17 protein-coding genes are annotated in these 22,799 nt (G+C 61.8%); 8 read left to right on the top strand and 9 right to left on the bottom strand.

Annotated features, from left to right (window positions below; all coding sequences use genetic code 11):
• Positions 1 to 5 precede the first annotated feature (5 nt).
• Complete coding sequence (locus ACZRMO_RS06065) at positions 6 to 4,616, top strand: dermonecrotic toxin domain-containing protein (protein WP_463972251.1); 4,611 nt, start codon at positions 6 to 8, stop codon at positions 4,614 to 4,616.
• Here the strand turns inward: ACZRMO_RS06065 and pdxR are convergent.
• Complete coding sequence (gene pdxR / locus ACZRMO_RS06060; RefSeq protein ID WP_463972250.1) at positions 4,596 to 6,152, bottom strand: MocR-like pyridoxine biosynthesis transcription factor PdxR; 1,557 nt, start codon at positions 6,150 to 6,152, stop codon at positions 4,596 to 4,598. The two genes, ACZRMO_RS06065 and pdxR, sit on opposite strands and share 21 nt — an antisense overlap.
• An 87-nt stretch (positions 6,153 to 6,239) precedes the next feature.
• Here pdxR and ACZRMO_RS06055 point away from each other — a divergent pair, with 87 nt between their 5' ends.
• The 3 genes from ACZRMO_RS06055 to ACZRMO_RS06045 are packed head-to-tail and all read left to right on the top strand — an operon-like array spanning position 6,240 to position 8,015.
• Entirely contained in the window at positions 6,240 to 6,878 is a 639-nt protein-coding gene (locus ACZRMO_RS06055) for an FMN-binding negative transcriptional regulator (protein WP_463972249.1), read from the top strand.
• Entirely contained in the window at positions 6,875 to 7,321 is a 447-nt protein-coding gene (locus ACZRMO_RS06050; protein WP_463972248.1) for an N-acetyltransferase family protein, read from the top strand. Before ACZRMO_RS06055 ends, ACZRMO_RS06050 begins: the two co-directional genes overlap by 4 nt.
• A 10-nt stretch (positions 7,322 to 7,331) precedes the next feature.
• The gene (locus tag ACZRMO_RS06045) at positions 7,332 to 8,015 is read left to right on the top strand and encodes a GNAT family N-acetyltransferase (RefSeq protein ID WP_463972247.1); all 684 of its coding nucleotides are present in this window, start codon (positions 7,332 to 7,334) and stop codon (positions 8,013 to 8,015) included.
• Positions 8,016 to 8,129: 114 nt separating this feature from the next.
• On the opposite strand, the gene ACZRMO_RS06040 is transcribed toward ACZRMO_RS06045, so the two are convergent.
• Positions 8,130 to 9,026 carry a homocysteine S-methyltransferase family protein gene (locus tag ACZRMO_RS06040; protein ID WP_463972246.1) on the bottom strand — a complete coding sequence of 299 codons (897 nt, stop codon included), beginning with the start codon at positions 9,024 to 9,026 and terminating at the stop codon, positions 8,130 to 8,132.
• A gap of 112 nt (positions 9,027 to 9,138) precedes the next feature.
• Between ACZRMO_RS06040 and ACZRMO_RS06035 the strand changes: the two genes are divergently transcribed.
• Positions 9,139 to 9,960, top strand: a complete 822-nt coding sequence (locus ACZRMO_RS06035) for an ABC transporter substrate-binding protein (RefSeq protein ID WP_463972245.1) — start codon at positions 9,139 to 9,141, stop codon at positions 9,958 to 9,960.
• Positions 9,957 to 10,781: an amino acid ABC transporter permease gene (locus ACZRMO_RS06030; RefSeq protein WP_124526973.1), complete on the top strand. Its 825-nt coding sequence runs from the start codon at positions 9,957 to 9,959 to the stop codon at positions 10,779 to 10,781. The genes ACZRMO_RS06035 and ACZRMO_RS06030 overlap by 4 nt, the downstream gene beginning before the upstream one ends.
• Before the next feature lie 3 nt (positions 10,782 to 10,784).
• On the opposite strand, the gene ACZRMO_RS06025 is transcribed toward ACZRMO_RS06030, so the two are convergent.
• Positions 10,785 to 11,063 carry a helix-turn-helix domain-containing protein gene (locus ACZRMO_RS06025; RefSeq protein ID WP_463972244.1) on the bottom strand — a complete coding sequence of 93 codons (279 nt, stop codon included), beginning with the start codon at positions 11,061 to 11,063 and terminating at the stop codon, positions 10,785 to 10,787.
• The gene (locus ACZRMO_RS06020; RefSeq protein ID WP_463972243.1) at positions 11,060 to 12,385 is read right to left on the bottom strand and encodes a type II toxin-antitoxin system HipA family toxin; all 1,326 of its coding nucleotides are present in this window, start codon (positions 12,383 to 12,385) and stop codon (positions 11,060 to 11,062) included. The genes ACZRMO_RS06025 and ACZRMO_RS06020 overlap by 4 nt, the downstream gene beginning before the upstream one ends.
• A 269-nt stretch (positions 12,386 to 12,654) precedes the next feature.
• Here ACZRMO_RS06020 and ACZRMO_RS06015 point away from each other — a divergent pair, with 269 nt between their 5' ends.
• A complete protein-coding gene (locus tag ACZRMO_RS06015) occupies positions 12,655 to 13,869 on the top strand; it encodes an autotransporter outer membrane beta-barrel domain-containing protein (RefSeq protein ID WP_463972242.1) in 1,215 nt (404 codons plus the stop codon).
• A 126-nt stretch (positions 13,870 to 13,995) separates the two neighbouring features.
• Here the strand turns inward: ACZRMO_RS06015 and oadA are convergent, their stop codons facing one another.
• Positions 13,996 to 15,804 carry a sodium-extruding oxaloacetate decarboxylase subunit alpha gene (gene oadA / locus ACZRMO_RS06010; RefSeq protein ID WP_463972241.1) on the bottom strand — a complete coding sequence of 603 codons (1,809 nt, stop codon included), beginning with the start codon at positions 15,802 to 15,804 and terminating at the stop codon, positions 13,996 to 13,998.
• Positions 15,805 to 15,815: 11 nt separating this feature from the next.
• Positions 15,816 to 17,231: an acetyl-CoA carboxylase biotin carboxylase subunit gene (locus ACZRMO_RS06005; protein WP_003213442.1), complete on the bottom strand. Its 1,416-nt coding sequence runs from the start codon at positions 17,229 to 17,231 to the stop codon at positions 15,816 to 15,818.
• Positions 17,232 to 17,427: 196 nt separating this feature from the next.
• On the opposite strand from ACZRMO_RS06005, the gene ACZRMO_RS06000 reads away from it, so the two are divergent.
• A complete protein-coding gene (locus tag ACZRMO_RS06000) occupies positions 17,428 to 18,402 on the top strand; it encodes a LysR family transcriptional regulator (protein ID WP_463972240.1) in 975 nt (324 codons plus the stop codon).
• On the opposite strand, the gene ACZRMO_RS05995 is transcribed toward ACZRMO_RS06000, so the two are convergent.
• The 3 genes from ACZRMO_RS05995 to ACZRMO_RS05985 all read right to left on the bottom strand — a co-directional run bounded on the left by ACZRMO_RS05995 (position 18,332) and on the right by ACZRMO_RS05985 (position 22,640).
• Positions 18,332 to 18,529, bottom strand: coding sequence for a PA3496 family putative envelope integrity protein (locus ACZRMO_RS05995; RefSeq protein ID WP_463972239.1), 198 nt, complete (start codon positions 18,527 to 18,529; stop codon positions 18,332 to 18,334). The two genes, ACZRMO_RS06000 and ACZRMO_RS05995, sit on opposite strands and share 71 nt — an antisense overlap.
• A gap of 208 nt (positions 18,530 to 18,737) precedes the next feature.
• Entirely contained in the window at positions 18,738 to 19,604 is an 867-nt protein-coding gene (gene hexR, locus ACZRMO_RS05990) for a transcriptional regulator HexR (RefSeq protein ID WP_017739023.1), read from the bottom strand.
• Between the two features lie 162 nt (positions 19,605 to 19,766).
• Positions 19,767 to 22,640, bottom strand: a complete 2,874-nt coding sequence (locus tag ACZRMO_RS05985) for a putative bifunctional diguanylate cyclase/phosphodiesterase (RefSeq protein ID WP_463972238.1) — start codon at positions 22,638 to 22,640, stop codon at positions 19,767 to 19,769.
• Positions 22,641 to 22,799: the final 159 nt, after the last annotated feature.

Here is a 22,799-nt window from a genome sequence, read left to right as displayed (position 1 = left end):
TGAACGTGCCGAGCAACAACCTACCGACCAACCACAACAACCGCCCCACCACGGCCTACGCACTGCTGACCCAACTGACCACAGGGCCTTCCAGTCGAGAAGTCGCCGCCGCGATCCTGCGCACGGCGCTGATGGAGCAGTACCCCACACTCAATCTCAACCCAGACCTGACGATGGTCGTGACGCCGCGCTGGCAGGTGAGTGAAGAGGCGATTGAAGCCGTCGAGCCGCTGATCGAATCCCTCACCACCATCCTCGCCCGCCAGGCATTGGGGCCGGCGCCGGTAATCTACCTGGACGGCGAACACTTCCTGACGATCCAGCCGAACGCGCGGCCGCCGGTGCATTTGCCGGTGAAAATCGACGGCATCGCACGCTTGATCAACGAATTGGCCGGCCTGCTGTACAGCGCTTTCCAGGAACAGCAGCTGGATTACTGGAACGCGTCCTACAACAACACCGGCCTGCGTTGGCAGGTGCTCGCCCATTCCTTGCGTAAAGTGTGGAACGTCACCTCCGTGGAGGGTTGGGACGACGACGAATGCGCCATGGCCCGCACGCTTTACCACTCCCCCGACCTGGCAAACCGCACAGCCATGGATCCGTATGCCTCGCACGCGTACCTGATTGACATCGACTCGGTGCTGCCCGACCACGAGGAACACGTGGGCCTGCTGGACATGGCGGTGCTGATCGGCACCCGCGGCAAGCGTCAGATGATCCTGACCCACTCGTTGGTCGCCGGCTACGAGCGCTATGACTCACTGGAACAACTGGCCGCCGCCCTGCCGGCCAAACTGACCTACATTCGCGCCGAGGCCAAGGTGAAATGGCGCCTGTACGAACCGGCATCGGATTTCTTCGAGAGCCTGGCCTGTGCGCTGATTGGCCTGCAGATCGAAGCCATTGGCAGCCTTGGCATACCCGATGGAGAGGCCGTGGAGCCACCATTGCGCCGTCCCACCGTGGCGCGGGTCATGCCCAGCGTCGAGGACTTGAGCGAACATCGCCTGTCCAGCATTCGGGAGATCCATCAACACCTGCCCCACTGGCTGGCCGCTGCTTCAGACCTGGAAGTGGCCGCCTACAGCCGCTACATGATCGACCTGGCACAACTGCATACGCACTATCACGGCCGCACCTTTCGCGATGACATCGCACCGATCCGCGACTACGCCCGCGAACAGCTGTACAGCCGCATCAAGCTGCACAAACAGGGCGCGAACCTGAACCTGGACAAGGTGGAAGTGGTGATCCAGACCCCAGTAGTGTGGGGCACGTTCGTGGTGCCCGGGCCGCCGGATGTCACACGCCGCGGCCTGATTGACCTCGCGCTGGAGAACCTTACCGGCCTGCCAAGCGGTGTGGCGAGTGTCACCAGCAACGGCACGGATGCGCCGGACTGGCTGACGTATGACTACCTCAAGGGCGTGATCGAAGACCTCGATATCGGCGCACGCTACCCAGCGTTGATCAAGCAGAAACTGCTCGGCGACGCGCCCGACGCCACGCACCGCAAAATTCTCTACACCGCGCACCTGCGCGTGCAGTTACCCCTGCTCGCCCTGCAACTGAAGATGCAGGGCCTTAACGGCCTGGATGAACGCGGCTATCGCTACGTGGACGCCGTGATGCGGGTCGACGCCCATGATCGCCAGGTCGACGGGCACCCCGTCGTGATCCGGCCGCTGGCATTCATTCCTACCCTGCGCCCCGGCCACAGCCAGGACATTGTGGCCAACATGTACGTGATCGGTCCGCAAAGCCACCAAGCCGGCCCCTGCATTCTCTATCGCCCGCTGTTGCAGCCGATGCTGCTGCAATATCCTTCGCGCCAGAACCTGCTCTACGCCATCAAGCACAGCCATACCTTGCGTGAATCAGTGCTGGCCTGGCTGCCCGAAGAGCAGCGCTTCAACTACGCCCAGTACGTGTTCCCCGACACCCTGCCATCGCCGTGGACCGCCGTGCGCGCCTTGGTCGAGCCTGCCACCCTGCTGTACATGAGCGGTCCCATCGAATTGAGCGATGAAGTGCTGGTCGACGACGCACTCGCCTCCCTGTACACCGCCAATGCCAACGCGCTAGTCGAACTGGCGACCCGGCAATCGGTGTCGAATGTGCAAAAGCGCTGGGACACGTTTCGCCGCACCGGTTGGCAGATTTTCAATGTGGCCCTGCCCTTCCTCGGGCGCACCGCAGGGATTGCCGCCTGGATCTGGCAGATCATGGACGACCTGCAAGAAGCCAAACAGGCGGTCGACGAGCCCCAGGCTCATGCACCCTGGACCGCATTGGTGGACATGTTCCTCAACCTGGGCATGGCGCTGGCCCTACATGTCGCGCTCCGTCATCCCACATCCGACGCTATTCGTGAAGCGTTCACACCGCTTGGCGAAGGTGAGACCGAGTACCCGGGCAAAAGACCGACGCTGATCGAAAAGCCGATCACCCTCACCCAGCAGACCACACTGACCAGCAACCAATTACCTACCCTGCACGAAGGCCCCTTGCACATCAGCGGCGCCATACAACGCCCCCCCACCAGCCTGGGCAACCTGTTGAACAGTTTCGCGACAGCCAAACCCATTGGGTTGGGCGAGCAAAACAAAAATGCCGGCGTGCATCTGCACCTCTACCCCCTGGAACAGAAATGGTATGCCCCCGTGGGCGCGCGTTGGTTCGAGGTGACGCTGGATGCCAACGACAATGTGCTGATCGTTGATCCCCACGCCCCCTTACGCACCGGCCCGCTGCTGATCAGCAACCTGGCCGGCCAATGGTTCGTGGATACACGCCTGCGCCTGCGCGGCGGCGGTTTCAGGAACCGGCGCCGCGCCGCCCAGGAGCAGAAACCCTCGCGCATCCAGAACCTGCGCAAAGAGCTCAACGCCTTCAATGCCGATGAAGACCGCGCCCAGGCACAACTGTCCGCGTCACTCTCGGCCATCGGCTCCGAACCCGGCCCCTCGACGGACATGCGCCGCGAGGCCTTCATCACCCAGGTGGACGATCGCCTGGAGGCCTATGACGTGCCGATCCGCCAATTGCGCTCCTTGGGCATCATCGACAGCGTGCCCAACTATCAAAGCGTGATGGTCGACTACCTGAACAAGCAACTTTTACTGACCCGCTCCGCCGTCGAGGAACGCATCGGGCCGTTTCGCGAACTGTTGGTGACCACGGTGGATGCGCTGGAGGCCGACGTTCAGGTCGATCCCAAGGCCCAGGCCGAGGTCGCGCAAACCATGTCGAACATGAACGAAGAAATGATCCGTCGCATGCAGTACGTGGAGTCGCGTTTTCGCGAGCTGGATGGCCTCGGCGCCGCTGGTGCGAAAGTGATCCAGGGCACCATGCAAACCCTGCCGAACATTCGCGTCACCGACCTCAAGGCACTGCAAATCACCATCGCCCGCTACCTGTGCAGCTCCACTACTGAGGGTGAAGGGCAAGACACCGCACGCTACCGCCTCAATCGCATCGTCGACGGCCTGGACCTCAGTGTGCAGAGCTTTATCGAGGTGCTTAACCAGATCAACGGCAGCCCCCTGGACCAGCGTATCGAGCTGCTCAACAGCCTGGTCGAGCAGTTCAGCCTGGGCGACCAGCGCCTGCTCGACCTGCACGCCGACTACCCCGAACACCTGCTGCGCGAGCCGTTGGAGAGCTTGCGCCAGCACCTTGATGACTTCACTCAACGCGCCACCCAGGACCTGGTGCGGTTGCTGCGCGAAAGAAAGGCCCTTGAACCCAAGCCAGGGTCATCCAAAGCGCCCGAGACACCCCAGCGCAAGATCATCAAGACCCGCTTCAAAGGCGTGGTGGTGGGCGAGCCCCGCGAATCCGACAGCAGCCTGGTGGACATTAAAGCGCCAATGACCGGCAAGATCATCGCGACCTTCCACGAGAAAACCCCGGGGGAATGGGTTGAGCGGGAACAACCGGCCGACCAGCCGAAATCGCCACAGAAGATCGACCTTGCCACCAGCGTCAACGCTGGCCAAGCCCTGCTGGATGAAGAACCGACGGCGACCCGGCGTACCCTGGGCCACTCGCGCAAGACTGGGCGCATCCCAGTGGAAATCGAAGAGATGTTCCAGCAATACGCCGCACGGCTGGAAACCGCAGCAAGCAACATCGACAGCGCACTGACTCAACTCAACCTCACCGGCACCGACCGCCCCGTCGCCGCGGCCCTCAACAAAAACCTCTCCGATGGCGCCGCACGGCTGTTCAAACTGGGCAAGAGTACCCGCGTCAGCATGACCAAACAGCAGCCGCCCACCGCTGCACGGCTGGAGTGGTTGCACAGCGAGGGCCAAGTGTTGATCAAAAAGGTCGGCGCCCGTCGACGCCTCAAGGGTCCTGGCAAGGACTACCTGGAGGAGTATGAGATTCAAGACGCACAGAACAACGCCGTGCTGTGGTACGCGCATTTCCACTACCCGTCGCTGCAGGCGGCGGCCGAGGATTTCAGCGCGGGCCACCTCAAGACGCGCGAACAACAGAAACTCGGCGGTGCCTTTGAACGCAGCACTGATCGCGACCAAATTGCGATTTACCGCAGCGAGATCAGCCCGGCGTTGGCCAGGTCACTGTTTTTCCGAGGGTGAGCCTTGCCAAGCCGTGCGCAGGCGTTGCAGCGCCTGGATGATCGCGGGCTCGGGCACCGCCGCAAACCCCAGCACCAGGCCGGCCCGCTGATCCTGTGGCGTGGTGGATTGGGCCAGCCAGTAACTGCTCAAGCCGTTGACTTCGACGTCGACGGCACGGGCCTGCTCCAGCAGTTGCTGTTCGCGGGCCAGGCTGTCCACCCGCACGGTCATGTGCAGCCCGGCGGCGACGCTCGGCAGCTCGCCCACACCGGCCAAGCCGATCGGCCACCCGGCCAGCAACGTGTTGCGCCGGCTCAAAGCCGCCCGCCGCATGCGCCGGATATGCCGCTGGAAATGCCCGGCGGCCATGAACTCGGCCATCACCGCCTGGGTGCTGACTTCGGAGTGGCGCATGTCCACCGCGCGCCGTTGGGAGAAAGCCTCCACCAAGCCTGGCGGCAGCACCAGGTAACCCAGGCGTAATGCAGGAAACGCCACCTTGCCGAAGGTGCCGACGTAGAGCACCCGGCCGGTGCGGTCCAAAGCGGCCAGCGGCGACAGCGGCGCGCCGCTGTAGCGGTACTCGCCATCGTAGTCGTCCTCAATGATCCAGCCGTGGGTGCGCTCGGCCCAGGCCAGCAATTCCAGGCGCCGCGCCAGGCTCATCACCACGCCCAACGGATACTGATGGGACGGCGTGACATAAGCCACGCGGCAATCCTCCAGCGCATTGAGACGCTGGCAATCGATGCCCTCGCCGTCCACCGGCACCCCATGCAGCTGGCCGCCCGCCAGGGCGAACGCATGACCAGCGGCCCGGTAGCCAGGGTTTTCCACAGCGACACCGTCGCCGGGCTCTACCAGCAGCTGTGCACAAAGGCTGATGGCCTGCTGCGCGCCACTGGTGATCACTATTTGTTCAGCGCTGCACTGCATGCCCCGGGAGCTGCGCAGGTAAGCCGCGATCAGGCTGCGCAGGCGCAGGTCGCCTGCTGGATCGCCGTAGCACAGCTGCCCAAGATTCGGTTTGCGCCAAAACGCCCCGTTCAGCTTGGCCCAGACCTCGAAAGGAAACAGATCGAACGCCGGTACCCCCACCCGAAATGCCTTGGGCGGGCCGGCCGGCGGCTGGGGCAGATGGTTGTTTTCCAGCCGCCCCAGCGCGGCCCTGTGGATAACTTCGCGGGGCGAATTGACCGGCAAATCCAGCCAATTTGTGGATAAGGCTGGGGATAAGCCTGTCGATAACCCTGTGGATACTTTTGTGGATAGTTTTTTTGCCGGGGGTAGCAGGGCCACATACGTACCGTCGCCCACCCGACTTTCGATAAATCCCTCGGCATACAACTGGTCGTAGGCGCGCACCACGCTGTTGCGCGAGATCGACAGTGCGGCCGCCAGGTCACGGGTGGCGGGCAGGCGCGTGCCACTGGCCAGGCGCCCGTCGAGCACTCGTTGACGCAAGGCTTCGTAGAGCTGGCGCGTCAGGCCCTGGCGACGATCGAGGTGGATACCGGCGGGGTTGAACGACAACGGGGGCGTGCTGGTCGGCATATTGGACCTATGAAATTTACCCTAGATGGCTCTTACAACGAACCATTAGCCTGCCTAGGATGCAGGCATTCGCCAAGGAAAATTTCCATGTACATACCTCGCGCCTTTGCCGTTGAAGACTTGTCCGAACTGCAGCAACTGATCCAGCACACACGGCTGGCGCAGTTGGTCACCGTTGGCGAACAAGGCCTGCAAGCCAGCCACCTGCCGCTGCTGCTCAACCCTGATGAAGGCCCGAACGGCACGCTTTACGGGCACCTGGCCAAGGCCAATCCGCAATGGCGCGACCTGCAAAACGGCAGCGAAGCCCTGATTATCTGTGCCGGTGCCGAGGCGTATATCAGCCCGGCGTTTTACCCGGCCAAGGCCGAGCACGGCAAAGTGGTGCCGACCTGGAACTACATCGCGGTACACGCCTACGGCAAGGCCGAGGTGTTCACTGACGCCGAACGCCTGCTCGCCGTGGTCAGCGCCCTTACCGATCGCCATGAAGGCAACCGCGCCCAGCCGTGGAAAGTCAGCGATGCCCCCGTCGACTACATTGACGGCATGCTCAAGGCCATTGTCGGTTTCGCATTGCCCATCGAGCGCCTGATCGGCCAGCGCAAACTCAGCCAGAACCGCAGCCCGGCCGACATCGCCGGGGTACGCGAAGGCCTGGCCGCCAGCACGGATGTGCGCGACCAGACCCTCGCCCGTTTTATTCCCCAAGGAGTTGCAGAATGAGTTCGATCGACATCCGCCAAGTCAGCGCCGCCGATCACGCCGCTTGGCTGCCGCTGTGGCAGGCGTACTTGAAGTTCTACAACACCGAATTGCCGGACGCGGTCAGCCAAAGCACCTGGCAGCGCCTGATCGACGCCAGCGAACCGACCCATTCGGCGCTGGCCTGGCAGGACGGCAAGGCGGTGGGCATGGTCAACTTCATCTACCACCGCTCCAACTGGAGCATCGAAAACTCCTGCTACCTGCAGGATCTGCTGGTGGACCCGAGCCAACGCGGCACCGGCGTGGGGCGCAAACTGATTGAGTTCGTCTACGCCACCGCCAAGGCCGATGGCTGCTGCAAGGTGCATTGGCTGACCCACGAAACCAATGCCACCGCGATCCAACTCTATGAGCGCATCGCCGAACGTCCCGGCTTTATCCAATTTCGCAAAGGCCTTTAAGGAGCGCAGCATGTCCACTTCCCTCGCCGACTGGAAAGGCGTCCCGGCGCCGACCGTGCAACTGCTTGAAGGGCGCTTTATCCGCCTGGAAAAACTCGACCCGGCGCGCCATGGCGACGATCTGTTCCAAGCCCTGCAAGGCCCTGGCGCCGACCCCAAATTGTGGGACTACCTGCCTTACGGACCTTTCCCCGAGCGCAGCGCATTCAATGACTGGCTGAACAACCACGCCGCCCACAGCGACCCGTATTTTTTCAGCGTGATCGACCGCGTGAGCGGCCAGGTACAAGGCATTCTCAGCCTGATGTCCATTGTGCCGGCCCAGGGTCGTATCGAGATCGGCCACGTCACCTTCGGCGCGCCGATGCAGCGCTCGCCCAAAAGCACCGAGGCGGTGTATTTGCTGGCCAAGCATGCATTTGAGCAGGGTTATCGTCGGCTGGAATGGAAGTGCAATAACGCCAACGACCGTTCCAGGTACGCAGCGGAGCGCTTGGGGTTCAGCTTTGAGGGGGTGTTCCGTCAGCACATGGTGGTGAAGGGGCAGAACCGGGATACGGCGTGGTATTCGATCATCGACGCGGAATGGCCGGCGGTTGGGGCAGGGTTTGAGGAATGGTTGTCGGAGGCAAATCAGGCTGGCTCGGGCCAGCTGAAAAGCCTGGCCGAGTGCCGTCCCGCAGACAACACATAACCCCTGTGGGAGCGGGCTTGCTCGCGAAAGCGGTGGTTCAGAAGCACATTCAGTGACTGACACGCCGCCTTCGCGAGCAAGCCCGCTCCCACAGTTGGATCTCTGCTGGCTGGACTAGCCCAGCTTCTGCGCCAACACCGCAATATGCTCCGGCCCAATCCCGCAGCATCCACCCAGATGGCTGGCACCGCGCGCCTGCCAATCCGCCGCCCACTGCAGGTAACCCGGAGGATCAAGGTCATCGCGCAACGGGTCCAGACCATCGTTGGCCGTGGCTTCCTTGGGTTGCGGCGGGAAAGCGTTGGCATAAGCGCCCACCTCAATCTGCACGCCCAGCCGCGCGAACGCCTGGCGCGCGGCATCAATTGCATCGCCGATCACTTCCGGCTGGCTGCAATTGAACAGCAGCACTTGCACACCCAACTGCGCCGCAGCTTCGGCCGCGTCCGCCACCGGTTCGCCGGAGCGCAGGCGCGGCACGTCGTCGGTGTCTTCATCCTTCAATGTAAACGACAGCCAGAACGGTTTGCCGTCCTTTGGCAGCCCAGCCTGGATGGCGCGCGCTTCGACGATGGAGCTCTGGGTTTCCGCCAGCCACAGGTCGACAAACGGCGCCAGCCCTTGCACCAACGGTGTCAGCAATTCGGCGACGCGCTGTGGCTCGAACAGGTCGGGACGGTACGAGCCAAACAGCGGCGGCAGCGAACCGGCCACACTCACGGCCTTGCCGGAAGCATCCACGGCACGCCGCGCCAACTCACCCGCCAGCGCCGCCAGGGCTTGGCCTTCGGCGGCGAAGCGCGCCTCGCCGATATGGAATGGCACCACGGCATAGCTGTTGCTGGTGATAACGTTGGCGCCACTTTGGATATAAGCCGCGTGCACCGCTTCCACTGCCTGCGGCGCTTCGCTTAACGCCAGCGCCGACCACTCCGGCTGCCGGAACGGCGCGCCACGGCGTTGCAGTTCACGGCCCATGCCGCCATCGAGAATTACTGTTGCGTTGGCCATATGCTTTTTACTCATAAGCTTATGAAAATAACTCACTATGAGAGTCGTTCTTATAACTATTTAATACGTTCAATTCAGTACATAACAACTCTTTTTTCTAACGGTGTTCTTCATGAAACTCAAACCGCTGCTGGCCCTGGGCCTGACGATTCTGGCTGCTTCTACCCAAGCCTTCGGCGGCACCACGCTGGACCGCATCGAGCAAAAGAAAGAGTTGGTGGGCGTGTTGATGGAAAGCTACCCGCCGTTTTCCTTCTTGAACGAGCAAAACCAACTGGATGGCTTCGACGTTGATGTCGCCAAGGCCGTTGCGCAAAAACTCGGCGTGAAACTGCGCCTGGAAACCCCGTCCTGGGACGTGATTGCCGCCGGCCGCTGGAGCGGGCGCTACGACATCTGCATCTGCTCCATGACCCCGAGCAAGGCCCGCGCCGAGGTGTTCGATTTCCCGGTGAAGTACTACGCGTCGCCCGCGGTGATCGTGGTCAACGCTACGGATGATCGCATCCACAGCGCCAAGGATTTGAGCGGCAAGAAAGTCGGCCTCACCAGCGCCTCCAGCTATGAAAGCTACCTGAACAAAAACCTGGTGATCGAAGGCGCTGAAGACACCCAGTTGCAGTACCCATTCGACAACGTGCAAATCGCCCCGTACGACACCGACAATGTGGCCTTCCAGGACCTCGGCCTTGGCGCCGGCAAGCGCCTGGATGCGATCCTCACCAACCTGGTCACCGCGCAACCGCGCCTGAACGAAGACAAGCGCTTCAAACTGGCCGGCGAGGCGCTGTATTCGGAACCCAACTCGGTGGCCATCGAAAAAGGCGACCCACAGTGGGACAGCAAGGTGCGTGAAGTCTTCGCCCAGCTGAAACAGGACGGCACCTTGAGCCAGCTGTCGCAAAAATGGATCGGCGCCGACATCAGCCAATGACAGCGTTTCCTACACCACCCAAGGTCAGCGAGTCGCGCGTGCAGCGCTTGTTTGGCTTTCGCACCCGCCTGTACCTCACCTGGGCCGCGCTGTTGTGCCTGTTCGCCAGTTTCTTCCTGAGCTTTGACCTGAAGTTCTCGATCATCCTCGACAAGCTGCCCAACCTGGTCGGCCTGCACCTGGCGCCCAACGGCTTCCTGCAAGGCGCGGCGCTGACGTTGTTCCTGTGCCTGTGTTCCATCGTGATTTCGTCGGTACTGGGTTTCGTCACCGCGCTGGGACGCTTGTCAAAAAGCGCCGTGGCCTTCGGCATCGCCAGTTTCTATGCGTCGTTCTTTCGCGGCACGCCATTGCTGATCCAGATCCTGCTGATCTACCTCGGCCTGCCGCAATTGGGCTTGGTGCCGGGCGCCATCGTGGCCGGGATCATCGCGTTGTCGCTGAACTACGGCGCCTACCTGAGCGAAATCTTCCGCGCCGGCATACTCGGCGTCGCCCACGGCCAGCGCGAAGCGGCCCTGGCGCTGGGCATGCGCGACAGTGCGATCTTCTGGCACGTGACCCTGCCCCAGGCCATGCGCACCATCATTCCGCCAGCGACCAATCAGTTCATCTCGATGCTCAAGGACTCGTCGCTGATCTCGGTGATGGGTGTGTGGGAGGTTATGTTCCTGGCGCAGTCCTATGGCCGGTCGAGTTATCGCTATATCGAGATGCTGACCACCGCTGCGATTATTTACTGGGTGCTGTCGTTGGGCCTGGAACTGATCCAGGCCCGGATGGAACGGCATTATGGCAAGGGGTATGTGCGCCGTAGCTGATGCTCAGCTGTAGTGACGGCGCAGCTTGACCACGCCCATTTGCATGCCGAACGGCCTGAACACGGCATTCAGGGATTTGAGGGTCTGATTACCCTCACCATGTTCGATATGTACCAAGGTACGCACAGAAATCTTGCACATCTTGGCGAACTGGCTTTGATGCAGGCCGGTGACTTCGGTACGCAGGCGGCGCACGGCCTCGCCGATTTGCAGCGTACCGTCGGCCAAGGCGGCCTGGATACTGTCGATCAGCAGCGTGCGCTCTTCAATGCTCAGGCTCATTTCAATCCCCATTCGTGCAGGCGTTGCGGCAGGTTTTTCAGGGCAATCGCGGGATGGTTCATCGTGACCGCTGGCAAGCCACTGGCGCTGAGGATGTCGGGTAATGCCAAGAACTGTTGCGCGGCGTCCCTGAGGTTTTCGAACAGTGTTTGACTGTCGACCACGTCGCCCAGCAAATGACACACACCTCGCCAGTCCACCTCGCCCGCCCGCTCCAGCTCTTTGGGCCATTTAGTCGTGCGCGTGATCCCTTCGTCGTCCATCACCATGGGCGCCAAGTCATAGATGGGGGCCAGGCGCAGGGCGTTGGTCTGGCGAATGATCGAGGTATTGCGCCCGTGGTTGTCAGAGTTGCCCAGGATCTTGTTCAACAGGTCGCGCCTCAGGTACTCCGCCACCAGCCCCGGTACTTCCTGGGTTTGCCCTGCCTGGCCCCATAACCCGACCAGCCGCTCAATCACCTCGCGATGCCCCATGGCGCTTCCAGGGACAGTGACGCCAGACACGGAGTAAATGGATTCCACCGCGTGGCGCTCGACGCCCTGTCGGCCAACGCTTCGATCAAAACGCTGCATCCACAAGCTTGGCTTGCTGGCCTCTTCCAAGGCCAGTCCTTGCGCCGCGACCGTGTCGATGCCCAACACCTGCAAGGCTTTGTAGTAGTGGTACTCGCTGCGCAGGATGTCTTGGTCAAGCTGCATACCCTTGTTGCGTGCGAATTTCACAAACCAGTGCTGACGGACCTGCTCGTCATCCAACACGGCATCCGGGAACAGCAGGCCGCCCTGGTTTTCCGTCAGCAGCAGCTTCGGTGCCTCCCCCCCGGCCCCGGTGGCGCCACCAATGGCCGCGCCCTGTTCATAGGCGTATTCCAGGAAACGATTGTCCCGCTGAATCACCTCCTGACGTGAAAAGCCCATGGGTGGGCGACTGTCCAACGCGGCAACCGATTCTTTGATCCGCATATGGCCGATGGGCGCTGGCGTGCTACGCATCAGCAAAAACAGGTCGGCGTTGATGTCGTCCGGCTTTTCCTGGCCAATATGTGCCATCAGAAACCGCTTGGCGGCGCCCGCGGGTGCAATGTCATGGAGAAACGCCGGTGCACCCTGCGTTCGACAGCCCTCCCATTGCAAAGGAAGCCTTGCACTCACCGCCGTCGCGAAGGGTGTGGCGAGATCGTCGAGATGATCAACCAGATAGAGCTGGTCATAACCAAAGCTGCAGCGACTGTCGAAGCCCTGTTGCGGGGTATCGAATGTCAGCAGCATTGCGTCCTGCCATTGTCCTTCGGTGAAGATCTGCAAGGTCAGGTTGAGCATGAGGTACACCTGCAATTTAATGCGTTCTTAAGTCGAATAGGCGTTGATGCAATGCAATATAGTGCAGACAACCTCGCTTGGCACATCCTTGAATTGCATTAAAATGCATAATTACGAATGATCAGTGCACGCTCATGCAATAAAATGCAAATTACGCCAATTGCAGATCAATAGAGACAACTCCCGCACACCAGGAGCCCTTGCCCTGACAGTTATCCCCCCGCCATCTCGCTAAATTCCAGGCCTCATCCACAAGAGGTCGGGAATTCATGCCCATACCCCCCCGCAGAATTGCATTTTTCATCAGCCTTGCGCTTGCCGCCAGCCTTCCCCATGCGCAAGCACGCGGCGAAATCGAACGCGCGCCCATCGACGGCTATTTCACCCAACAAGCCACCACGTACAACGGCTTGCAGGTGGCGAAGGTACTGGAACCGGCGCTGGTTCGACTGTTGGAATCCGGCCAGTTGACCCCCGAGCAGATCAAGGCATTGGAAAAGCTCAACGCCGAACTCGCGCAGCAACCGAATGCGTTCGGCGCCGCGCTTGAACAGTTGGCAGGCAGCCAGAACGCAAACCTGGCGGCTGCAACGCAGACCACCACCCAGCAGCTCAGCAGCCGCGTGCTCTCGACCTTGCGCGAACTGCCCACCGACACCGACGGTCACTTCTGGGTCAAGAACCTCGGCAGTGAAGGCGGCCTCGATAGCCAGCGCGGCAGTGCCGGTCTGAACACGGCCAACCAGGGCGTACTCATGGGCGCAGACTGGGCAGTCGATCATGCATGGCGGGTCGGGGTGCTGGGGGCCAAGTCCAGTAGTCGCTTTGACACCCAACGCTTCACCGCCGATCTGGACAGCTGGCACCTGGGCGGCTACGCCGTGCGCCAGGACGGCCCATTGGCGTTGCGCCTGGGGGCGATCTACAGCAGCCACAACGGGCAGAACCGGCGCGGCGTCGAGATCCTCAGCTACAAGGACACGCTCAAGGGCAACTACAGCGCCACAGGCCAAAATGTGTTCGGCGAAGCGGGTTACCAACTGGGTACTGGCAGCCTGAGTATCGAGCCGTTTGCCGGGCTTGGTTACCAGCGCTACAGCCGTGACAGTTTCAGGGAGAAAGGCGGGCCGGCTGCGCTGAACGTCGATGCGCAAACCCAGCAAAACCTGAGCAGCACCTTTGGCCTACGCTTGGCCAAGCAGATTCGGTTCGATAACCAGATGAGCCTCACACCCCACCTGAGTGCAGGCTGGAAACACCTCTACGGTGACGTTGATAGCCAGGTGCGCCAATCCTTTCGCCAGAGCGGTATTGATGCGTTCACCATTCAGGGCTCCTCCCTGGATCGCAACAGCCTCAGCCTGCAAGCCGGCCTGGACCTGGCACTGTCGGAAAACCACACCGTCGGCCTGGCCTACCTCGGCGAAAACGGCACCCACAGCAGCAACCAGGGCCTGATGGGGCAGTGGCGGATGCGCTTCTAGTTCTAGAGTGGGACGCAGAGCGTCCGGGGCGGCGTTTCCACGCGGAGCGTGGGAACGATCATTCCGGGCAAAAAAAAGGGGGGCACCTGCCCCCCCGAGGATTAAGCGGTAGTGTCGAAGGCTGGATCAGCCTTCGATTTCAATCAGGATTTCGCCAGGGTTGACCCGGTCGCCCTTGGCCACATGAACGGCGGTCACCTTGCCGGCAATGGCTGCCTGCACTTCGGTTTCCATCTTCATCGCTTCGGTGATCAGCACGGCCTGACCGGCCTTGACCACGTCGCCTTCCTTGACCAATACATCGACGATATTGCCCGGCATCGCGGTGCTGACATGGCCTGGCTCGCTGGCTTGCTTGCGCTTGCTGCTGCCGCCGCCGACGAACTCGTTGAGCGGTTCGAACACCACTTCTTCCGGCATGCCGTCGATGGACAGGTAGAAGTGGCGCTTGCCTTCGGCCTTCACGCCAACACCAGTGATGTCCACGCGGTAGCTTTCGCCGTGCACGTCGATGACGAATTCGGTCGGCACGCCTTCGCCACCGGCACGGGCAACGCCGCCCGCCTCAGGAATCGGCAGCAATACTTCCGGCGCCAGGGTGCCGGCGTCGCGTTCTTCGAGGAACTTGCGGCCGATGTCCGGGAACATGGCGTAAGTCAGCACGTCTTCTTCGGACTTGGCCAACGCGCCGATCTCGCCGCGCAGCTTGGTCATTTCCGGCTTGAGCAGGTCAGCCGGGCGCACGTCGATCACTTCTTCACTGCCGATGGCCTGGCGACGCAGTTGCTCGTTGACGGTGCCCGGCGCCTTGCCGTAGCCGCCTTGCAGGTAGAGCTTCACTTCGTTGGTGATGGTCTTGTAGCGCTCGCCGGCCAGCACGTTGAAGAACGCCTGGGTGCCAACGATCTGCGACGTCGGCGTGACCAGCGGCGGGAAGCCGAGGTCTTCACGTACGCGTGGGATCTCGGCCAGCACTTCGCTCATGCGGTTGAGGGCGCCCTGCTCTTTCAACTGGTTGGCCAGGTTGGAAATCATCCCGCCCGGCACCTGGTTGACTTGCACACGGGTGTCGACAGCGGTGAATTCGCTCTCGAACTGGTGATATTTCTTACGCACCGCGTAGAAGTACAGGCCGATCTCTTGCAGCAGCTCCAGGCTCAGGCCGGTGTCGAATTCGCTGCCTTTAAGGGCGGCGACCATCGACTCGGTACCTGGATGGCTAGTGCCCCAGGCGAAGCTGGAGATGGCGGTGTCGATGTGGCTGGCACCGTTTTCGATGGCCTTGAGTTGGCACATCGCGGCCAAACCCGCAGTGTCATGGGAGTGGATGAAAATCGGCAGGGTCTGCTCGGCTTTCAGCGCCTTGACCAGTTCGCCGGTGGCGTACGGGGTCAGCAGGCCGGCCATGTCCTTGATCGCGATGGAGTCGCAACCCATGGCTTCCAACTGCTTGGCCTGGGCCACGAACGCCTCGACGGTGTGCACCGGGCTGGTGGTGTAGGCGATGGTGCCCTGGGCGTGTTTGCCCGCCGCTTTTACCGCTTCGATGGCCACGCGCAGGTTACGCACGTCGTTCATCGCGTCGAAGATGCGGAACACATCGATACCGTTGACTGCGGCCTTGGCGACGAAGGCTTTGACCACGTCGTCGCTGTAGTGGCGGTAGCCCAGCAGGTTCTGGCCACGCAGGAGCATTTGCAGGCGCGTGTTAGGCAACGCGGCGCGCAGTTTACGCAGGCGCTCCCACGGGTCTTCCTTGAGGAAGCGTACGCAGGCGTCGAAGGTTGCGCCGCCCCAGACTTCCAGGGACCAGTAGCCGACTTTGTCGAGCTTGTCGCAGATCGGCAGCATGTCGTCGGTGCGCATGCGGGTCGCCAGCAACGATTGGTGGGCGTCGCGCAGGATGGTGTCGGTGACAAAGATTTTCTTGGACATTGTTGTATTCCTCACAGGCCTGCGTGGGCGGCGATGGCGGCGGCGATGGCCAGGGCCAGCTCTTCGGGTTTGCGCTTGATCGAGTAGTTGGTCAGCTCAGGATGGCTTTCCACGAAACTGGTGTTGAACTGGCCGCTGCGGAATTCCGGGTTGCGCAGGATTTCCTGGTAATAGGCGGCAGTGGTCTTCACGCCTTGCAGGCGCATGTCGTCCAGGGCACGCAGGCCGCGGTCCATGGCTTCTTCCCAGGTCAACGCCCATACCACCAGTTTCAGGCACATGGAGTCGTAGAACGGCGGGATGGTGTAGCCGGTGTAGATCGCCGTGTCGGTGCGCACGCCGGGACCGCCGGGCGCGTAGTAACGGGTGATCTTGCCGAAGCTCGGCAGGAAGTTGTTTTTCGGGTCTTCGGCGTTGATGCGGAACTGCAACGCGAAACCACGGTGCTGGATATCTTCCTGTTTCACCGACAGCGGCAGGCCCGAGGCGATGCGGATCTGCTCACGAACGATGTCGATCCCGGTGATTTCTTCGGTGATGGTGTGCTCCACCTGCACCCGGGTGTTCATCTCCATGAAGTACACCTCGCCCTCGGCGAGCAGGAACTCCACGGTGCCGGCGTTCTCGTAGCCCACGGCCTTGGCGGCACGCACCGACAGGTCGCCGATGTAGGCGCGCTGTTCCGGGGTCAGCTGCGGGCTTGGCGCGATTTCGATGAGCTTCTGGTTACGGCGCTGGATCGAGCAATCGCGCTCGAACAGATGCACCACGTTGCCAAAGCTGTCACCGAGGATCTGCGCTTCGATGTGCTTGGGATTGACGATGCATTTTTCCAGGAACACTTCCGCCGAACCAAAAGCCTTGGTGGCTTCGGAGATGACGCGGGGGAAGGCTTGTTCAAGTTCTTCACGGCTGTTGCACCGGCGAATACCGCGACCGCCGCCACCGGAGGTGGCCTTGAGCATCACCGGGTAACCAATGCGGTCGCCTTCGGTGAGGGCTTCAGCGATGTCGGCGACGTTGCCTTCGGTGCCCGGGGTGACCGGTACACCGGCCTTGATCATGCTACGGCGCGCTTCGGTCTTGTCGCCCATGCGGCGGATCACTTCAGCGGACGGGCCGATGAATTTGATCCCACGTTCGGCGCAGATGTCTGCCAGTTCGGCGTTTTCCGACAGGAAGCCGTAGCCAGGGTGCAGTGCGTCACAACCGGTTTCCACGGCCAGGTTCACCAGCTTGCGCGGGTTCAGGTAACCGGCCAGGGGCTCGGCACCAATGCTGTGGGCTTCGTCGGCACGTTTGACGTGCAACGCGTGACGGTCGGCGTCGGAGTAGACCGCGACCGAGCGAATGCCCATCTCGGCGCAGGCACGCACGATTCGTACGGCAATTTCACCACGGTTGGCGATCAGGATCTTTTTTATCACTTGGAAATTCCCTTGAGCCGATTGCTGCGTTCTTCGACCCGCTAGACCCGGGTCGGCGCGTGACCAAATGTTTCATGACAGTCGCGAGACACACACTAAGCCCGTGGAGGGATTAACAAAAATCAATAATTATTGGGTCGTGCATAAGTAAAGACTTATAGTTGGCCGGACAGCTTTGGGCGAAAGGACGGTAAAAATGCGTAAGTCATTGATGCGTATGACATTGCGTCAATTGCAGATCTTCAATGAAGTGTGCGATTTGCGCTCCTACAGCCGCGCCGCCGAGGAAATGTCCCTCACACAACCCGCCGTCAGCCTGCAAATTCGCCAGCTGGAAGAGCTGATCGGCCAACCATTGTTCGATTACGTCGGCAAAAAGCTCTACATGACCGAGGCCGCCGAAGCCTTGCAGCGCGCCAGCCGCGACATTTTCGGGCGCCTGGAAAACCTCGACATGCAGCTGTCGGACATGCAGGGCTCGTTGCAGGGCCAGTTGAAGCTGGCGATTGAATCCAGCGCCAAGTACTTCGTGCCCCACCTGTTTGCCGCGTTCAAGCGCCAGCATCCCGAAGTGCAGCTGCACCTGACCGTGGTCAATCGCGCCCAGGTGATTCGCCGGCTTTCCGACAACCGCGACGACCTGGTGATCATGTCCATGGTGCCCCAGGACATGGGCCTGGAGTTCCTGCCGTTCCTCAACAATCCCATCGTCGCGGTGGCGCCCCTCGATCATCCCTTGAGCCTGCAAGGCCCGCTGCGCCTGCAAGACCTGGAGCCTTACACGCTGCTGGTACGCGAGCAGGGTTCCGGCACGCGGATGGCTTGCGAGGAGTACTTCAAGGAGAAACGCGTGCACTTCACCCAGACGGTGGAAGTGTCGTCGGCCGAGGCCCAACGCGAATGCGTGAGCGCAGGTTTGGGCGTGGCCTTGCTGACGCGCCACGCCGTGAACCTGGAACTGGCCAGCGGCGGGCTCAAGGAGCTGCCGGTGGAAGAGCTGCCGTTGTACCGCAGTTGGTGCCTGGTGCAGGCCAAGGCCAAGCGCCTGTCACCGGTGGCCCATGCGTTCCTGGGCTTTATCCGCAGCGAACGGGCACAGATCAGCGTGCTGGCTGAGCGTTTCGCTGGGATGCCACGGGTGCCTGCCAATGCAGCTCCGGGTAGTCACTGATGCTCTGGAGCAATTGGCGTTCTTCACAACGGTCTTCGATTGCGCGACGGAACGCCATGCGGCGCTGGTCTTCCTGCTGACGGCGGGTTTTGACGGCGCTGTTGCTGTCTTCGTAGGGACGGGCCATTTCGAGTCTCCCAATGCGAGTACGGGAGTTCAGGATGGGCGCTGGCGGTTACGGTTTGGCGGCGAGCGCATGACAGGAAGATGAATCTTCCCACACTGATCATTCCCACGCTCCGCGTGGGAATGTAGCCCCGGACGCTCCGCGTCTCGCGACGCAGAGCGTCGCAAGAGACACTCCCACGCGGAGCGTGGGAGCGATCATCAACCGATCAGTCGTCGAGGGCTTTGACGGACTTGGGCGACAACCGCAGGCTGCGCAAGCTGCGCTTCACGCTCTTGAGGTGGTTGACCAGGCTCGGCCCGCGCGCCATGGCCACGCCCATTGCCAGCACGTCGATCACCACCAGGTGGGCGATACGCGAGGTCAGTGGCGTGTAGATCTCGGTGTCTTCATGCACATCAATCGCCAGGTTGACGGTGGACAGCTCCGCCAACGGCGTCTGACTCGGGCACAGGGTGATCAGGGTCGCGCCGCTTTCACGCACCAGGTTGGCGGTGATCAGCAGGTCCTTGGAACGCCCGGACTGGGAAATACAGATCGCTACGTCGGTGGGTTTCAACGTCACCGCCGACATCGCCTGCATGTGCGGGTCGCTGTAGGCCGCTGCCGTGAGCAACAGTCGGAAGAATTTATGCTGGGCGTCGGCCGCCACCGCACCCGAAGCGCCGAAACCATAGAACTCGACACGCTGGGCCTGGGACATCGCAGTCACGGCTTTTTGCAGCTCGATCGGGTCGAGTTTCTCGCGCACTTCCATCAGGGTGTGCAGCGTGGTGTCGAAGATTTTCAGGCTGTAGTCGGCGACAGAATCGTCTTCGTGGATCGCAAACTGCCCGAAGCTCGCGCCGGCGGCCAGGCTCTGGGCCAGCTTGAGTTTCAGGTCCTGGAACCCGGAGCAACCGATGGCACGGCAGAAGCGCACGATGGTCGGCTCGCTGATGCCCACGCTGTGGGCCAGGTCGGCCATGGAACTGTGCATCACGGCCGCAGGATCAAGCAGCACGTGGTCGGCAACCTTGAGTTCCGATTTACGTAACAGGTGGCGCGACTGGGCGATATGTTGCAACAGGTTCAAAGGGCAGGACTCTTGTTATTGGCAGGTGCCAGGGATGTAGCAAGCTTGTAGTTATACTACAAGAATTGTCGTTTTGCCCGTCTGATGCATCACTAAATCGCCCTGCTGCCCTCTGATTCAAAGGGCAGGCGCTTTGTAGCCATCGGGGCGGCCCCGCCGTCATTAAGGAAAATCTGCATTTTTCCGTAACAAATCTGCCAACCCTTCTGCCTGCATTGGCCGGCTGATCAGATAACCCTGCACTTCGTCACAACGCTCCTGCCGCAAGAAGTCCAACTGCTGCCGATCTTCCACACCTTCGGCCACCACTTTCAACGCCAAGCCATGGGCCATGGCGATGATTGCCCGGGTGATGGCCGCATCTTCACGGCCCTGGCCAAGACCACGGATGAAGGTCTGGTCGATCTTCACGTAATCCACGGGGATGCGCTTGAGGTAGCTGAGGGACGAATAGCCGGTGCCAAAGTCGTCGATGGCCAGCTTCACCCCCAGGTCGCGCAACTGCTGGAAGGTGGCGATGATGTGTTCAACGCTGTCGAGCAGCTGGCTTTCCGTCAGTTCCAGCTCGAGATATTGCGGGTCCAGCCCGGTTTCTTCGAGGACCTGGCGCACCAGGCTGACCAGTTTGCCCTGGCGCAACTGATGCACCGACAGGTTCACCGACACCCGGATCGGCGCCAGCCCCTGGCGCTGCCATTCGCACGCCTGCCAGCAGGCCTGGCGCAGCACAAATTCGCCTAGCGGCACGATCAGGCCCGTCTCTTCCGCCAGGCCGATAAACTCACCCGGCGGCACCATGCCCCACTGCGGATGCTCCCAACGCACCAGCGCTTCGGCGGCGTTCAGCTTGCCGGTGGCCAGGCATAGTTTCGGCTGGTAGAACACCGTCAGCTGGCGGTCTTCGATGGCTTTGCGCAGTTGGTTTTCCAGCTGCAAGCGCTCCAGCGTGCTGGCTTGCAGGCTGTCGGTGTAGAACTGGAAATTGTTGCCGCCCAGGTGCTTGGCGTGTTGCATGGCCATGTTCGATTGGCTGACCAGCGCGGAAATTTCCCGCGCATTATCCGGCAGCAGGCTGACGCCCATCGAGGCGCTGACCACCAACTCATGCCCGTCCACCGTCACCGGCACGCGTAGCTTGGCCAGCAACCGCGTGGCCACCCGCGCCAGGCTCGACAGGCTGCCGTAGGCGTCGAACAGCACGGCAAATTCGTCGCCGGAGAGGCGCGCAATGGTGTCCGCTTCCGGCAAGGCATTGATCAAGCGACGCGCCATTTTCTGCAACAGTTGGTCGGCGACTTCATGCCCCAAGCTGTCATTGAGCAGCTTGAAACGGTCGAGGTTGATATGCAGCAACGCCAGGCTGCGCCCGCCCTGGCGCACCCGCGCATGGGCTTCGCGCAGGCGCTCGCGGAACAGCGAGCGGTTGGCCAGGCCGGTCAGCTCGTCGTAGTGGGTGAGGTAGCGCATGCGCTCTTCGGATTCGCGCCGCGCGGAGAGATCGGCGAAGAAGCCCACGATATGGCTGACCTTTCCCCGAACATCACGCACCACATTCAATTGCAGCCACTGCGGGTACAACTCGCCGTTCTTGCGCGTTTCCACCAGTTCGCCCTGCCAGGTGCCATGGCTGAGCAACGCCTGGCGGATCACCGGAAAGTGGCGGCGCGCGTCGCGGCTGCTGGGCAATTCGACGACGTTGCGCCCGAGCATGTCATCGATGTCAAAACCGGTGACGCGGCTGAAGGCCTGGTTCACCGCGATCAGCTTGTAGTCCGGGTCGAGAATCACGATACCTTCGCTGGCCGCCTCGAAGACCGTCGACGCCAGACGCTGCTGCTCTTCGAGGACTTTACTGGCGCTGATGTCGCGACGGGTGCCGAGCATGCGTGTGACCCGGCCGCTGGGCGCGCGCTCGACGGCGCGGCCACGGTCTTCGATCCAGACCCAGTGGCCGTCGCCGTGACGCACGCGGTATTCGACCTGATAGTCCTCGCTGCGGCCCTTGAGATGCTCGACCAGCGCACGCTTGAGCAGCGGCAAGTCGTCGGGGTGCAAACGTGGCTTGAGGTGGCTGAGCATCGCCGTGACGTACTCGGGCTCCAGGCCGAACAATTCCTTGAGCTGGGTGTGGTGGACCTCGTCGGTTTGCAGGTTCCAGTCCCACAGGCCCAGCTCGCTGGCTTGCAGCGCCATGGCCAGGCGCGCTTCGCTTTTGTTCAGGGCGAGGCTGGCGGCGTCGAGTTCCTGGCTGCGCTGGGCCACGCGGTCTTGCAGGCCGGTCTGGGCTTCGCGCAATTCCTGCTCGATCTGGCGGCGTTGTTCGACTTCGCGCACCAGCTCTTGATTCAACTGCTCGCTGCGCTGCTGCGCCTGCTGCAAGTGCTCGATCAGCGCCTGGTTCTGGAAGCGCCGCAACAGCCCGCGCTGGATCAGGCGGTTGACCTGCCACGCCACCACGCTCAAGGACGCCAGCAGAATCAGGCCAAGCACGCCCCAGCCTTGCTGCTGCGGGGCGCCGTTCCAGAAGAGATAGAGGATCGCCGGCACCAGGCACGGCAAGGCAAACGACAGGAACGCCGGCAAGCTCACGGCGTAGGCCACGCTGGCCGACAACGTCGCGGCGCCGATCAGGCCAAACACCCAGGCCTGCTGCATAAAGCTGTCCACCGGCACCAGGGCGATGGCGGCAGTGGCCAGGGTCAGGCCACTGACCGCCGAACCGAGCATGAACATGCGCCGCCACACCGGCTGGGCCTGGCGACTGGGCATGGCCGAATCAAACGCCGCCACCTGGATCACGCGCATCGCCACCAGCGCCAGCAGCCAGACCAGCCAGATGCTGTCCAGCAGGTACTGTTTGGGGTTCCACAACAGCCAGGCGCAGACCAGGCCGTTGACCAACATTAATAAGGTGGGCAACAACGAGCCCTGATACAGCAGGCGTGTGCGTTCGACCGCCATCTCGGTGGCGTAGTGCTTGCGGATAACCTGCGCGGGCGCCGCCGAGGGGCTGAGCAGGTCGGTGCTGAGGGTCATAGGCAGTGTTCTTATAATGGTGAGCCCGAAACGTGCACGGAGCATACACAAGCCTGCGCGTGGGCCAAACTGCTCTACGTCATAAAAACCAGCGGATATTTACCCGCAAACCTCGGTGCCAGACAGCTCGAGCAAGGCGGTCCGGGGTCTGCACCCTAT

Source organism: Pseudomonas sp. B611 (assembly GCF_055407965.1).
Note: the sequence above shows the minus strand (reverse complement) of the source record. Positions and strands in the feature narration are given on the sequence as shown.